This is a genomic window from Lactobacillus sp. (assembly GCF_051873315.1).
GTDB lineage: Bacteria > Bacillota > Bacilli > Lactobacillales > Lactobacillaceae > Lactobacillus.
Genome location: NZ_JBJEES010000032.1, coordinates 1 through 12,661 on the forward strand (window position 1 = coordinate 1; position 12,661 = coordinate 12,661).

At 51.6% G+C, this 12,661-nt stretch carries 9 protein-coding genes and 2 CRISPR repeat arrays; of the genes, 1 reads left to right on the top strand and 8 read right to left on the bottom strand.

All coding sequences use genetic code 11. The annotated features are described in order from the left end of the window. Positions 1–107: 107 nt before the first annotated feature. The 4 genes from hisS to prmA all read right to left on the bottom strand — a co-directional run bounded on the left by hisS (position 108) and on the right by prmA (position 5,524). A complete protein-coding gene (hisS, locus tag ACI32D_RS01490; protein WP_439774896.1) occupies positions 108–1,394 on the bottom strand; it encodes a histidine--tRNA ligase in 1,287 nt (428 codons plus the stop codon). Positions 1,395–1,680: 286 nt separating this feature from the next. Next, complete coding sequence (gene dtd / locus ACI32D_RS01495; RefSeq protein ID WP_439774897.1) at positions 1,681–2,127, bottom strand: D-aminoacyl-tRNA deacylase; 447 nt, start codon at positions 2,125–2,127, stop codon at positions 1,681–1,683. Positions 2,128–2,155: 28 nt separating this feature from the next. Further along, the gene (locus ACI32D_RS01500; protein WP_439774898.1) at positions 2,156–4,417 is read right to left on the bottom strand and encodes a RelA/SpoT family protein; all 2,262 of its coding nucleotides are present in this window, start codon (positions 4,415–4,417) and stop codon (positions 2,156–2,158) included. 162 nt (positions 4,418–4,579) lie between these two features. Next, positions 4,580–5,524 carry a 50S ribosomal protein L11 methyltransferase gene (prmA, locus tag ACI32D_RS01505; RefSeq protein ID WP_439774899.1) on the bottom strand — a complete coding sequence of 315 codons (945 nt, stop codon included), beginning with the start codon at positions 5,522–5,524 and terminating at the stop codon, positions 4,580–4,582. A 62-nt stretch (positions 5,525–5,586) separates the two neighbouring features. On the opposite strand from prmA, the gene ACI32D_RS01510 reads away from it, so the two are divergent. After that, on the top strand, positions 5,587–6,093 hold the full coding sequence (locus tag ACI32D_RS01510; protein WP_439774900.1) for an aminoacyl-tRNA deacylase: 507 nt from the start codon (positions 5,587–5,589) through the stop codon (positions 6,091–6,093). A 65-nt stretch (positions 6,094–6,158) separates the two neighbouring features. Here the strand turns inward: ACI32D_RS01510 and ACI32D_RS01515 are convergent, their stop codons facing one another. From ACI32D_RS01515 to ACI32D_RS01530, 4 genes are all read right to left on the bottom strand, one after another. After that, entirely contained in the window at positions 6,159–7,517 is a 1,359-nt protein-coding gene (locus tag ACI32D_RS01515) for a threonine/serine ThrE exporter family protein (protein ID WP_439774901.1), read from the bottom strand. Between the two features lie 167 nt (positions 7,518–7,684). Continuing rightward, positions 7,685–8,848: a hydroxymethylglutaryl-CoA synthase gene (locus ACI32D_RS01520; protein WP_439774902.1), complete on the bottom strand. Its 1,164-nt coding sequence runs from the start codon at positions 8,846–8,848 to the stop codon at positions 7,685–7,687. 3 nt (positions 8,849–8,851) lie between these two features. Then, complete coding sequence (locus ACI32D_RS01525; RefSeq protein WP_439774903.1) at positions 8,852–10,078, bottom strand: hydroxymethylglutaryl-CoA reductase, degradative; 1,227 nt, start codon at positions 10,076–10,078, stop codon at positions 8,852–8,854. A 1-nt stretch (position 10,079) separates the two neighbouring features. Further along, positions 10,080–11,180, bottom strand: coding sequence for a thiolase family protein (locus tag ACI32D_RS01530; RefSeq protein WP_439774904.1), 1,101 nt, complete (start codon positions 11,178–11,180; stop codon positions 10,080–10,082). A 356-nt stretch (positions 11,181–11,536) separates the two neighbouring features. Then, positions 11,537–12,036: a CRISPR direct-repeat array (repeat unit 36 nt; unit sequence GGGTTAAACCTTATTGAATAGACAACCTTCTAAAAC). 97 nt (positions 12,037–12,133) lie between these two features. Continuing rightward, positions 12,134–12,631: a CRISPR direct-repeat array (repeat unit 36 nt; unit sequence GGGTTAAACCTTATTGAATAGACAACCTTCTAAAAC). Positions 12,632–12,661: the final 30 nt, after the last annotated feature.

Here is a 12,661-nt window from a genome sequence, read left to right on the forward strand (position 1 = left end):
CTTTGCACCCAGCCGTAAAGAAGGACGTCTTGGTCCAGGTACTGGCTGGTAATGTTGCCACAATAATCAGTTCTTTTTTCCATTTGCATCATTTTGCTAAAAATCTCCTATTTTTCGATCTTGGAAAGCAGGTCTGCCTTGTCTTCCAAGTCAGTAAATTCCAGACTGAACTGTTCCCCGTCGCTCAAGCGCTTGACGGTTAATTTCCCTTCAGCCAGCTCCTTGGCCCCCAGGGTTACGACGTAGCGAGCTCCGACCCGGTCAGCCTTTCTGAACTGGGCCTTGAGCTTCTTCTGGTCAACGTCGTATTGAGCGCTGAAGCCAAGGGAGCGAAGCTGGCGGGCAACTTCCACGGCCTTGATGTCGGTGCCTTCGCCGATATTGGTGATGAAGAAGTCGATCCCCTGGTCTTCAAACATTTCCGGATTTTGCTTGGAGAGAACCAGCATCAGTCTTTCTTCCCCAATCCCGAAGCCGACAGCTGGGGTTTCCGGGCCGGAAAATTCTTCAACCAGGTGGTTGTAGCGGCCCCCGCCCAGAACAGTAGACGGGCTGGACCACAGGGACTTGTCATCAACCATAAATTCAAAGATCACGCCGGTGTAGTAGTCCAGGCCCCGGACCAGGTCGTCGTCGATGACGTACTTAACGCCCAGCTTGTCCAAGCTGGAGAGGATCTTGTTGAAGTTTTCCTTTGATTCATCGTCCAAGTAGTCCCGGATCTTTGGCGCTTCCGGCAAAAACTGCTGGTCTTCTTCAGCCTTGGAGTCCAGGATCCGGAGCGGGTTCTTGCCCAGCCGTCTTTGGGAGTCTTCTGAAAGCTGGTCCTTAACCGGAGTGAAGTATTCAACCAGGGCATCGTGGTAGGCCTGGCGGACCTCGCTGTCACCTAAAGTGTTGATGTGCAGCTCGTAGTTCTTAACCCCCAGTTCAGCCAGGAGGTCATGGCCCAAGAGGATGGTTTCAACGTCAGCCAGGTAGCCGTTTGAGCCGAAGCTTTCCACCCCGATTTGGTGGAATTCTCTTTGCCGGCCGGCTTGCGGACGTTCATACCGGTACATTGGGGCAATGTAGTAGACGTTGAAAGGCTTGACATAGTCAGGGCCATAGATCTTGTTTTCGACATAAGCCCGCACTACCCCAGCCGTGCCTTCTGGCCGAAGGGCAATGTGGCGGCCGCCCTTGTCTTCAAAATCGTACATTTCCTTTTCAACCACGTCACTGGTTTCACCAGATGACCGGGAAAAGAGTTCGTAGTTTTCAAAACTTGGCGTTCTGATTTCATGGTAGTTGGCCCGCTTGAAGAGGTCACGGGCGGTTTGCTCCACCTTTTCCCACTGGCCGGACGTTTCCGGGAGAATGTCGACTGTACCTTTTGGTCTTTGAACTCTCATAATTTCACCTTTGTTTCCTTGTTTTGACTAAGATAATAAAAAGCGCCCTTGAATTTAATCAAGGGCGCTTGAAAACAGCACGGTACCACCTTTTGCTTGCTGTCATTAACGCTGACGAAACGAACCATTATCTGCTAAAGGGTCACAGCTAGCAGCCATCTGCTCTTTCACCAAACGGGCAGTCTCTAAAATGGCCGGGCTATCTTCATTCTTTGTCATTGATAATTCTCATTAAGTTTATCCTGTTTTGTCTTCCTAATCAAGTTAGAAAGCGTTTTTTTACAGATTATTCTGCTGGCAGGTCCAAGACGATCGTGAAAGGACCGTCATTTTCCAGTTCGACCTTCATGTCGGCGCCGAATTCCCCGGTTTCCACGGTCAGGCCCCGCTTTTCCAGTTCTTGGTTAAAGTCTTCCCAGAGCTGGCTGGACTTAGGCGGCCGCATGGCGTGAACAAAACTTGGCCGGTTGCCCTTCTTGGTATCGGCCAGGAGGGTAAACTGGCTGACGGACAAGATCTGTCCGCCGACATCCTTGATGCCCAGGTTGGTCTTGCCGGCTTCATCTTCGAAGATCCGCATTTTGGCGATCTTGTCGGCGGCCTTGACTACCTGCTCTTCCCCGTCGCCTTCAGCCAGGCCAACTAATAAAAGCAGGCCCTTTTGAATCTGGCCGACAGTCTTGCCGTCGATTCTGACGGCGGCATGGTTGACTCTTTGAATTACTACGCGCATTTTTTCTAAAAATCTCCCTGCTTCTAGCCTAGTTGTCCGTCCGCTTGGTGTCGTAAACGTCTGGAATGTCCCGCAGCTTGGCCATGATGTCATTCAGTTGGGCGGCATTCTTGACTTCAACCGTGATGTAGAAGTGGGCAATATTTTCTTCATTGACGCTGGCTGAAACATTGGTGATGTTCTTGGTCAAAGCATTCAAGCGGTTGATGACGTCACCGAGCAGCTTCTGGCGGTTGTAGCCAAAAAGCTCAAAGTTAGCGTTGAAGCTGGCCTGCTTGCCTTCATCAATATTGTTCCATTCAACATCGATCATCCGCCCTTGAGCAGCCGGGTCAGCGCTAACTACGTTCCGGCAGTCAGCCCGGTGGACAGTGACCCCCCGGCCCTTGGTGACATAACCGACGATCGGGTCGCCTGGAACCGGGTTGCAGCACTTGGCAAAGTGCAAGTCCAGGTCTTCCAGGCCCTGGACGCGGACTAAGCTGTCCGGCTTTTTGCCCTTGACCTTGGACTTGGCGTCGTCTTTTTGTGGAGCGGGCTTTTTAACCACGCTGGAAGCAGCGGCTTGCTGGCCAGCGGACATGATCTGGGCTTCAAACTGCTTCTGCTTTTCTTCTTCCTGCTGCCGGCGCAAGTCGGCCGTCAAGCGGTTGTAGATGGACAAAGCTGACATGTTGCCAAAGCCGATAGCCGCGTACATGTCTTCATCGGTCTTAAAGCTGAAGTGGTCCAGAACCTCGTCGATATGGCTCTTGTCTAAGTAGTCCTTGGCACTCAAGCCGTTTTCCTTAAGCAGGTCGGTCAATTCACTCTTGCCCCGGGCCACGCTTTCTTCCCGGTCAATGTCTCTGAAGTAGCGGCGGATCTTGTTCTTGGCCCGGGAGGTCTTGACCATTTCCGCCCAGTCTCTTGATGGCCGGGCATTGCTTTGGGTCAAGATGTCAACCACGTCACCGTTCTTCAGCTTGTAGTCCAAAGGAACCAGCTTGTCGTTAACCTTGGCCCCGATGGCATGGTCACCGACTTGGGTGTGGATGGCGTAGGCAAAGTCCAGGGTGACTGACCCTTTAGGCAGTTCGTAGACTTCGCCCTTAGGCGTAAAGACGTAGACCTTGTCGGCAAAAATATCCGAATGAACGGCTTCCATGAACTCGTCAGCGTCGCTGGAGTCCTTTTGCAGCTCTAGGATTTCCCGGCCGATGTCCAGAGCCCCTCCGTCTTTTTCATCAACGCCTTGGAAGTTGCCCCGCTTGTAGGCCCAGTGGGCCGCAACACCATATTCGGCAACCTCGTGCATTTCTTCAGTTCTGATCTGGATTTCCAAAGGCTTGCCGCCAGGGCCAATGATGGTCGTGTGCAGGGACTGGTAGCCGTTAGCCTTAGGCATGGCAATGTAGTCCTTAAAGCGGCCAGGCATTGGCTTCCACTTGGTATGAACTGCCCCTAAGACCGCGTAGCAGTCCTTGACCGTCGGCACGATCACCCGGACAGCCAGTAAGTCGTAGATCTCGTTGAAGTCCTTGTGCTTGTTGACCATCTTTTTATAGATGGAATAGATGTGCTTCGGCCGGCCGCTGATGTCGTACTTGATGCCCAAGGAATCAAGAGTCCCCCGCAAGTAGTCGATGGCATCCTTGATGTAGCCTTCCCGTTCGCTTCTCTTGGCGTCCATCATGGAAACGATCTTGTAGTACTCTTCCGGATTCATGTAGTGGAAGGACATGTCTTCCAGTTCCCACTTGATGGTCCCGATCCCCAGCCGGTCGGCTAGTGGTGCATAGATGTCCAGGGTTTCAGCGGCAATGCGGCGCTGCTTGTCCGGACGCAGGTGCTCCAAGGTGTGCATGTTGTGCAGGCGGTCAGCCAGCTTGACCAGGATAACCCGGAGGTCCTTAGCCATGGCGATCAGCATCTTGCGGTGGTTTTCCGCCAAGAATTCCTTGTGAGACTTGTACTCGTACTTGTTTAACTTGGTGACCCCGTCAACGATGAAAGCCACGTCAGCGCCAAACTTTTCCTTGATATCGTCATTGGTGACCGCGGTGTCTTCAACCGTGTCATGTAAAAAGCCGGCAGCTACCGTGTCAGGGTCCAGGCCCAAATTGGCCAGGGTTCCTGCTACCTGGGTCGGGTGGACAATGTAAGGCTGGCCGGAGGCTCTGGTTTGTCCCTCATGGGCCCGGGCCGCGAATTGATAAGCACTTTCGACAAAGGCCAATTGGTCAGCCGTCATGTATTTCTTGCAGGCGGCCATGACCTGCTCATGAGTCATTTCAACATACTTTGACATCTTTGATCACCAGTTTCTAACTTTTAATTAATCAGTACCTGTTATTTTAGCGCAAAAAGTTCCCACAAAACAAGCCTTAGCGCTTGACCGGGCTTACTTATTAAAAAATGAGAGTTTCTTTTGCTTTTATTTTAGCGCATTTTTCCTTAAATACTGAAAGAGTTAGTCATGCTTGCGGGAAATTGCCAGGCCAATCCAGCGGCCTGCCCGCATCTTGAGGTCGATTTGGAAGGAATTCTCTGCCAGGGCCTGCTCAATTTTTGGCAGCTGCAGGTAGTCAATCCCGGAGAAGATGACCTGACCTTCTTCGTTTAAGTGGCTGTCCAGCTGCGGGATCAGGTCCAGGAGGATTTCAGCCAGGATGTTGGCCACGATCAAGTCAAACTTGCCGTCAACATCAGCCAGCAAGCTGGTCTTTTGCAAGGCAATGTCGTGGATGCCGTTCAAGGCTGCGTTTTCTTCAGCCGCCGTCATTGACTCATCAGAAATGTCAGTGGCCAAAACGCTCTTAGCCCCCAGTTTGTGAGCAGCAATCGCCAAAATGCCGGACCCAGTCCCCACGTCTGCCACTGTCAAAGGCTTGACCATGGCCCGTTCAATGCCCAGCATGGCTAATTGAGTCGTCTGGTGGTTGCCAGTCCCGAAGGCCAGGCCTGGATCCAGGCGGATGATTTCCTGGTCCTTAAAGGCTGGCTGGTAGTCTTCCCATTCCGGCACGATAGCCAGGTGGCGGGAGAGGTTGATGACGTGGTAGTACTTTTGCCAAACAGTGTTCCAGTCCTGGTCGGCCACGTAGTCAACGGAGATTTCGCCTGGGGCGGTCTTTAAGCCGTAGCCTGCCAGTTCAGCCAGTTTTTCCTTGAAACGCTTAACCGTTTCTTCCGGGTCAGTTTCTTCATCAAAGTAGGCGATGAATTCCAGTTCATCAGGCAGGTTGGGGATGTCGTCCATGTCAACGACCGTTGAGTCGTGCAGCCAGCCGGCTTGTTCAAAGTCGCTTCTGCGCCGGGCTTCCGTCCCCAAGGCCTTTAAGTCTTCCGTGGCAAAATAAGCCAAGGCGTCTTCGACGTCGTAGCTGCTTTCGATCTTGATCTCAAGTAATTTCATGATTTCGTCTTCTTTCTTTAGCTTCTTCTCTTAAAATGGTATCATGGAAAGCGGTGATAACAATGTCAAAAAAGAAAAAGAATAAAGATAAATTAGACAAGACCCTGGTTGAAAAGATTCTTGACCAGCAAAAAATTGCCTATCAGCAGCATATCAGTGAAATTACTGAAGACCACGGAGTTGCCCAAGTCAGTGTCGGCAGCCCCATTTTAGACGGCCACCCGGTTTACAAGACCCTGGCGGTAAATGGCAACAAGACCGGCCCGATCGTCGGCGTTGTGCCTTTAAGCGGCCACTTGGACCTTAAAAAGATCGCCAAGGCTTCCGGCAACAAGAAGTGTGAAATGATCCCCCTCAAGCAGCTGGAAAAGACCACTGGCTATGTGCATGGGGCCAACACGCCAATTGGCATCTACCACAGCAAGAAGTTCCCGATCTTTTTGGATGAGAGCGTCTTAAAAGAAGACGGGATCTGGGTGTCCAGCGGTGAAGTCGGCCGCAGCGTCATGGTCAACCCGCTTGACTTGCAGAAACTGGTCAAAGCCACGGTGGCTGACCTGCAGGAATAAGACTAAAAAACAGCTTTTGTCCTACTTTTCGTTAGGCAAAAGCTGTTTCTTTTTCTTTCAATTTTTTAATCGACCCGGCGCCACTTCTTGTCGGTCAAGATTCTGGCGGTCAAAAGGCCGGCTGGCAAAGACAAAACCAGCATGAGGGCTTCCGTCATCCAGGTAGCCCCGGCCCCAACATTGGTCAAGGCCAAGAGGAAGATCCCCCGGTACATGTAAAGGCCTGGCACCATGATGACGATGGAAGGCACGGTCAAAGCAATCCGCGGGTAGCCGACCTTTTCCCGGACATAGCCGGCCAAGAGGCCAGCCAGCAGGGCTGCTAAAAAGGCGGCCAAGGGAGCCGGAAAATGGGCAAAGTCAACCAGGGACAAGCGCATGGTATTGGCAATCGCCCCCACAACCCCGGCCGCGGCGGCCATCCGCCGGTGGGAGTTGAACATCAAGGAGAAGCCGAAGACCCCGCAGAAGCTGGCTAAAAGGCGGCAAGCTGCCAGAAGAGGCCGGGAAAGGCCCAAGGCCGGCAGGTCGCCAGGCTTGATCTGCAAAGCCGTGGCCATCATCCAGCCGGTACCAGTCGCGATCAAGATAATGAAGATGGCATAAGCCAGGCGCTCAAGGCCAGACCGCATGTCCAGCTTGGCAATGTCCAAACCGGAAGTAATAAAGGGAAAACCTGGAATAACAAAGAGCATAGCCCCGATGTAGCCGCGCATGTGGATCATGTCCACATTAAAGAGCAAGTGGCCCAGCATGAAGGCCAGGTAGTAGGACAAGCAAGCTGCTGCTACCCCAACCGCGGTCGTAGCCGCGACCGTGATCCTCTTTTTGCCTAAGCTGCCCCGGGCAAACTGGCCCAGGCCCGCCCCGATGAAGGAGCAGATGATTTCAGGGATCCCCCCGCCCAAGAGGAAAATAAAGCCGCCACAGGCTAGTGCCGCGGCCAGGCTGGATCCCCAAAGAGGATAGCGTCCTTTGATATGCTCGATTTCCCCTAAGCGCCGGCGAACTGTTTTGATTTCGAAGTCACCGCTGGCTGCTTCAAACTGGCGGACGAATTTCTCCAATTCATTCAGCTTGGCCATGTTGACCCCGGTGGTTGGCAGGGCCAGGCTTTGGGAGTATGACTGGTTGTCAACGTCGAAGTAGGTGCAGACAATGGAGATCAGACCGATGTCAGCGCTGCAGGTCAAGTCCAGGGTTCTGGCCAGGGTGTCCATGGCGTCCCGGACCCGCCAGGCCCCAGTCCCGCAGCTCAGCATCATCAAGCCGACCCGGGAGATGATCGATCCCTTTTCAATCAAAGTTGCATCCTTGATCTTAGTTTCGTCATCGCTTTGGAAGAATTCTTCCCACTGCACCCGCATGTGGTGGTGGTGAGAGAGGTGGTGTTGGTACTCTTGCTCAGTACTTTCGGTTTTCATGTTGACCGTGTTTGCCTTCTTTCATTTTTCTTTGCATTTCTCAACTTTTTCATTTTAGCATAAAAAGAGACTGCTATTTCCCGCCCTCCCCTATTAAAGCGCTTGCCAAAAAGAATATTTTTGCTGAGAAAAACCGTCCCAGCAAGCTGAGACGGTTAGCTTCATATTTACTTTTGCTTGTATTGGCGGACGTAGCCTTCTTGTCCGGCCAAATACCAGGTGCCGTGGTTGGCGTCGCTGGTAAATTCGACATTTTCCGGCAGGTTTTCCAAGCCTTCGGTGAAGATGTCTTCGTATTGGCCAACGCCAAGGCGGATTCTTTCCTTGAGCATGCGGGCGTGCAGGGCTGGGCGCAGGCGCTTTTGGTAGCCTTCGACCACCTTGCCGCTGAAGAATTCAGCCATGGCGCCAGATCCGTAAGAGAAGAAGCCGATTCGGTCACCGGCTTCAAGGTCCCCGTTTTCCAGCAGGCTCAAGACAGACATGTACAGGCTGGCCGTGTAGATGTTGCCGACCTGCCGGCTGTACTTGGCTGACAGCTGGAAGTTGTCGCTGAGGCGCTTGACGGTTTCGTCATCCTGGCCTTCAATGGCAATCTTGTGAGCCTTGTAACCCATCTTGGTATAAGGCAGGTGGTAGCAGATGCCGGCAAAATCAGAGACTTGCAGCTGCTTTTCTGCAAGGAAAGGCTTGAAGGTGCTCTTGAAGAAGTCCAGGTAGACATCGCGGCTGTAGTGGCCGTCGACCACGGCAGTGGCCATGTTGTTTGGCCGCCAGAAGTCATTGATGTTTTCAGAGTGGGAAGTGTGCCCGTCTTCCAGGGCAATAATTGCCGGATTTTCCTTGATCAGCATGCTGATGGCCCCGGCGCCCTGGGTAACTTCACCAGCCGTAGCCAGGCCATAGCGGGCGATGTCGCTGCCGATAATCATGGCAGAGTGGTGCGGGTGGGCCCGGACGTAGTCGCGGGCAACCTGCAAGCTGGCGGTCAAGGCAAAGCAGGCTTCCTTGATTTCAAAAGTTCTGATCCGGGCTGGCAGGTTAAGTGCTTCCTTGACAAAGAGGGAGGCTGACTTTGACTGGTCAATCCCGCTTTCGGTCGCAAAGATCAATAAGCCTAATTGCTCCAGATCAACCTGGTCAAGGTATTCAGCCGTCGCGTTGATCCCCATGGAAACTGCATCCTGGGTCTTGTCAGCGACCGCCATCCGGTCCTGGCCGATGCCGATCAAAAATTTGTTGGGATCTTGGTTTCTGGCGTTGGCCAGGTCAACCATGTCCACAAACTTGTTAGGAGTATAAAAACCTATCTGATCAATACCGATGTCCATTAATTATTGTCCTCGCAATTCTTTCAAAAAATTCTTGGCTGCTGTTTCGCCATACTTTCCCTGGCTAATCATCATTTGATAAACAGCTGCTTTTTCTTCAGGCGCTGCCGGCAGGGTCTGAACCACGTTGCGGCTCTGCAGGCGCATGTGGCCAGCCTGGATCCCCTTGGTGGAGATGGCATTCAAAGCCGCGAAGTTGTTGGCCAGGGCCACGGCCGCGGTCAGTTCTGCCAATTCAGCTGCTTTTATTTTACCTAAAATGGCATAGCTTTGTCTAATATCAGGCCGCGATGAAATGGAGCCGCCGACGACCCCTAAGGCCAGGGGCAGGGTGACTTCGCCAAGAAGCATATCGTCTTCCAGTTTCCAGGAGCTGAGGCTTTGGTACTGGCCGCTTCTAGCAGCATAAGCATGACTTGCTGCTTCAACTGCCCGGTAGTCATTGCCGGTTGCCAGCATGACAGCGTCCACCCCATTCATGATCCCCTTGTTGTTGGTTACGGCCCGGTAAGGATCGCTACTCCCGATTTTAGCAAGCAGAGCCATCTTTTTAGCAACCTCCCTGCCCTCTTCCGGATCTCCTTTTTTGCTGAGGAGACTAACAGGAATCGCCACCTTAGCAGTAGTCAGCTGGCTGGGATAGTTGGACAGGATGGCGAAGAGCTTAGCTTCAACGCCAGGAAAGGCCAGCATTTTCTGGGCCAGGAATTCCAGGATGGCGTTGGTCTTATTGGCCCCCATGGCTTCAGCTGGGTCAACCAGGGCCAGGAGGTAGACCAAGTCAGCTTCCTGGCGGGCGGTTAATTCTTTTAAGCCGCCCCCGTGCCGGATCAAGCTGGCAAATTCCTTGTTGGCTTCCTTAATATAGGCCTGAAACTCCTCTTTAAAGTCAGCCAGGGAAAAAGCTTCCGTGACTTCTAAGACGATTTGTCCGTAGATGCCGTCGCGACGGCTGTTTGCTTTTACGCCGCCAGCTTTAGCAAAAACGGACATGCCGTGGTTGGCGGCGGCGACGACGGAGGCTTCTTCAGTCGTCATAGGGATCCGCCATTTTTTGCCATTGACCAGGGCGCCGGTCAAACAGCTCAAGGGGAACTTGACCTCACCAACCACGTTCTCGCTCATCTCATCCAGGCGGGATAAGTCAGCGGCGGGGATGGCTTCTAAGGAAACCCCGGCATCTTGCAAAAACTGCCGCCTCTCTTCGGGCGGCAACTGATAGAATTTCATTTTATGCCTTCTCAATTTCAAAAGCGATGGCCAGGCCGCCCCCGATGCAGAGGCTGGCGATAGCGCGCTGGCCGTCTCTTTGCAGCTGGCGGGCAGAAGTAGCCAGCAGCCGGGTGCCGGAAGCGCCGAGCGGGTGACCCAAAGCGATCGCCCCGCCCTGCTTGTTGACCTTGTCCAAAGGAATTTCCAAGTCGCGGGCAACAGCCAAAGTCGTAGCGGCAAAGGCTTCGTTGATTTCAAAGAAGTCGTAGTCGGCTACCTGCCGGCCAGTTTCGTTAAGCAGCTTGCGGATAGCGTAGTATGGACCGTAGCCCATGAATTCCGGATCATAGCCAACTTCGGCGTAAGCGCCCAGCTTGGCTAAAGGCGTCAGCTGGTATTCAGCAACTTTTTCGGAAGTAGCCAGGATGATCATGCTGGCCCCATCGGAGATTGGGGAGGCGTTGCCAGCAGTGACCGTCCCGTCTTCTGAGAAGGCCGGCTTCAGGCCTGCCAGGGCTTCCAGGCTGGTATCCGGGCGGACGTTTTCATCTTGCTTGAGATCTTCAATTTGAATGATTTCGTCGGCAAAAAGCCCTTCTGCTTGTGCCTTGACGGCTTTTTGGTGAGATGACAGGCTGAAGGCGTCAGCGTCTTGGCGGCTGATGTGGTCGCGCTTAGCCACGTTTTCGGCAGTGATGCCCATGGATTTGCCTGAGAAGGAGTCAACGAGACCATCGCTGAACATGATTTCCTTTGGGGCGTTGGTCATGCTTTCGCTGCCGCCGACAGCAACCAGGCCCAGGTCACCGATTAACATTTGGGCTTCAGCCAGGCGGGCAGCCTTGAGGCTGGAGCCGCAGACTTCGTTGATGGACACGGCGACAGAGTCCTGCCGCATCCCGGCGTTTAAGGCGATTTGCCGGGCCATGTTTTGGCCCAGGCCAGAAGACAGGACATTGCCCATGAAGAGGGCGTCCAGGGCTTCGGCGTCAAGCCCCGCTTCTCTCAAGGCGCCGCGCAGGGCGATTTGGCCCAGGTCGATGGCGGAAAAGTCAGCCAATTGCTTGTGGTAACGGCCAAATGGAGTTCGCTTGGCCGCGACAATATAAATATCTTGCATGTATTTTTTCTCCTCAACTAAGTTTTGTTTTGGGGATGCTGAGTTTGGCTCAGCTTTTATATAACCAGTATATTTTACTATAATATTTTTCGGCTTGCTTGGTGAAGCGCTTGATTTAGCGCTTTTTTAAGTTGTTGTGTTCAAAAGGAAAAAGTGCTTCTCAATCATGAAAAGCACTTTTATCCCTTATTGAATAGACAACCTTTTAAAACGATCACCCTCACTTGCGTGGAATGAGTAGAATCGTCGTCTTAGTATTAGGCCATTATGATGGCCACCCCAACATACGTTGGGAAAATTAGACATTATTGAATAAACAACACTATAAAACTATTTCAATCCACGCATCCAAGTAGCGGTTAAACCTTATTGAATAGACAACCTTCTAAAACCTATTTGACCAACTGACAGCATGCCAGCGCGGGTTAAACCTTATTGAATAGACAACCTTCTAAAACTAGGTCATCTTAGGCCTTCAAAGTCCATTAGGGTTAAACCTTATTGAATAGACAACCTTCTAAAACGTCGTCTGTGCTGTACAACCTCAAGTATTCGGGTTAAACCTTATTGAATAGACAACCTTCTAAAACAGTACTCTGTCCCATGGTCTACATAGGCTTGGGTTAAACCTTATTGAATAGACAACCTTCTAAAACTTCTCTGCTGATTATGGCGGATCCGTCGATGGGTTAAACCTTATTGAATAGACAACCTTCTAAAACACTTGTAAGCCTGCTTCTCGTCTTCGCTCAGGGTTAAACCTTATTGAATAGACAACCTTCTAAAACTGTTTACATTGATTTGATAAGAAAGGACTAAGGGTTAAACCTTATTGAATAGACAACCTTCTAAAACGCCCCCGGATTCGCCCCGCTGGGCGGCCTTGGGTTAAACCTTATTGAATAGACACAACCTTCTAAAACAGCTCTTTAGAACACTGTTAAACATCATCGGGGTTAAACCTTATTGAATAGACAACCTTCTAAAACCGCTAGGCGAATGCAAAGCCTTGCTAAATGGGGTTAAACCTTATTGAATAGACAACCTTCTAAAACTGGCAACACGCAAGTAGACCTTGATAGTGTGGGTTAAACCTTATTGAATAGACAACCTTCTAAAACTCAACAACCTATGTACTGTTTTCTCAGCGCGGGTTAAACCTTATTGAATAGACAACCTTCTAAAACCAGTCGTTCTGCGGGCTATCTCAGACATAAGGGTTAAACCTTATTGAATAGACAACCTTCTAAAACTGATGAAGGTGTCTCCGACCCAAAACAAGAGGGTTAAACCTTATTGAATAGACAACCTTCTAAAACAACAGTTCTTTCTCTGACTATATCGAAGCAGGGTTAAACCTTATTGAATAGACAACCTTCTAAAACTAGTGGTAAAGTCTTGTAATTGAACCTCTAGGGTTAAACCTTATTGAATAGACAACCTTCTAAAACCAGCCCCGGCAAATGAGCCGAAAGAGCTTG

Coding starts and splice junctions, on each gene's coding strand:
- hisS (WP_439774896.1), bottom strand. CDS start 1,394: ATGAGAGTTCAAAGACCAAAAGGTACAGTCGACATTCTCCCGGAAACG.
- dtd (WP_439774897.1), bottom strand. CDS start 2,127: ATGCGCGTAGTAATTCAAAGAGTCAACCATGCCGCCGTCAGAATCGAC.
- ACI32D_RS01500 (WP_439774898.1), bottom strand. CDS start 4,417: ATGTCAAAGTATGTTGAAATGACTCATGAGCAGGTCATGGCCGCCTGC.
- prmA (WP_439774899.1), bottom strand. CDS start 5,524: ATGAAATTACTTGAGATCAAGATCGAAAGCAGCTACGACGTCGAAGAC.
- ACI32D_RS01510 (WP_439774900.1), top strand. CDS start 5,587: ATGTCAAAAAAGAAAAAGAATAAAGATAAATTAGACAAGACCCTGGTT.
- ACI32D_RS01515 (WP_439774901.1), bottom strand. CDS start 7,517: ATGAAAACCGAAAGTACTGAGCAAGAGTACCAACACCACCTCTCTCAC.
- ACI32D_RS01520 (WP_439774902.1), bottom strand. CDS start 8,848: ATGGACATCGGTATTGATCAGATAGGTTTTTATACTCCTAACAAGTTT.
- ACI32D_RS01525 (WP_439774903.1), bottom strand. CDS start 10,078: ATGAAATTCTATCAGTTGCCGCCCGAAGAGAGGCGGCAGTTTTTGCAA.
- ACI32D_RS01530 (WP_439774904.1), bottom strand. CDS start 11,180: ATGCAAGATATTTATATTGTCGCGGCCAAGCGAACTCCATTTGGCCGT.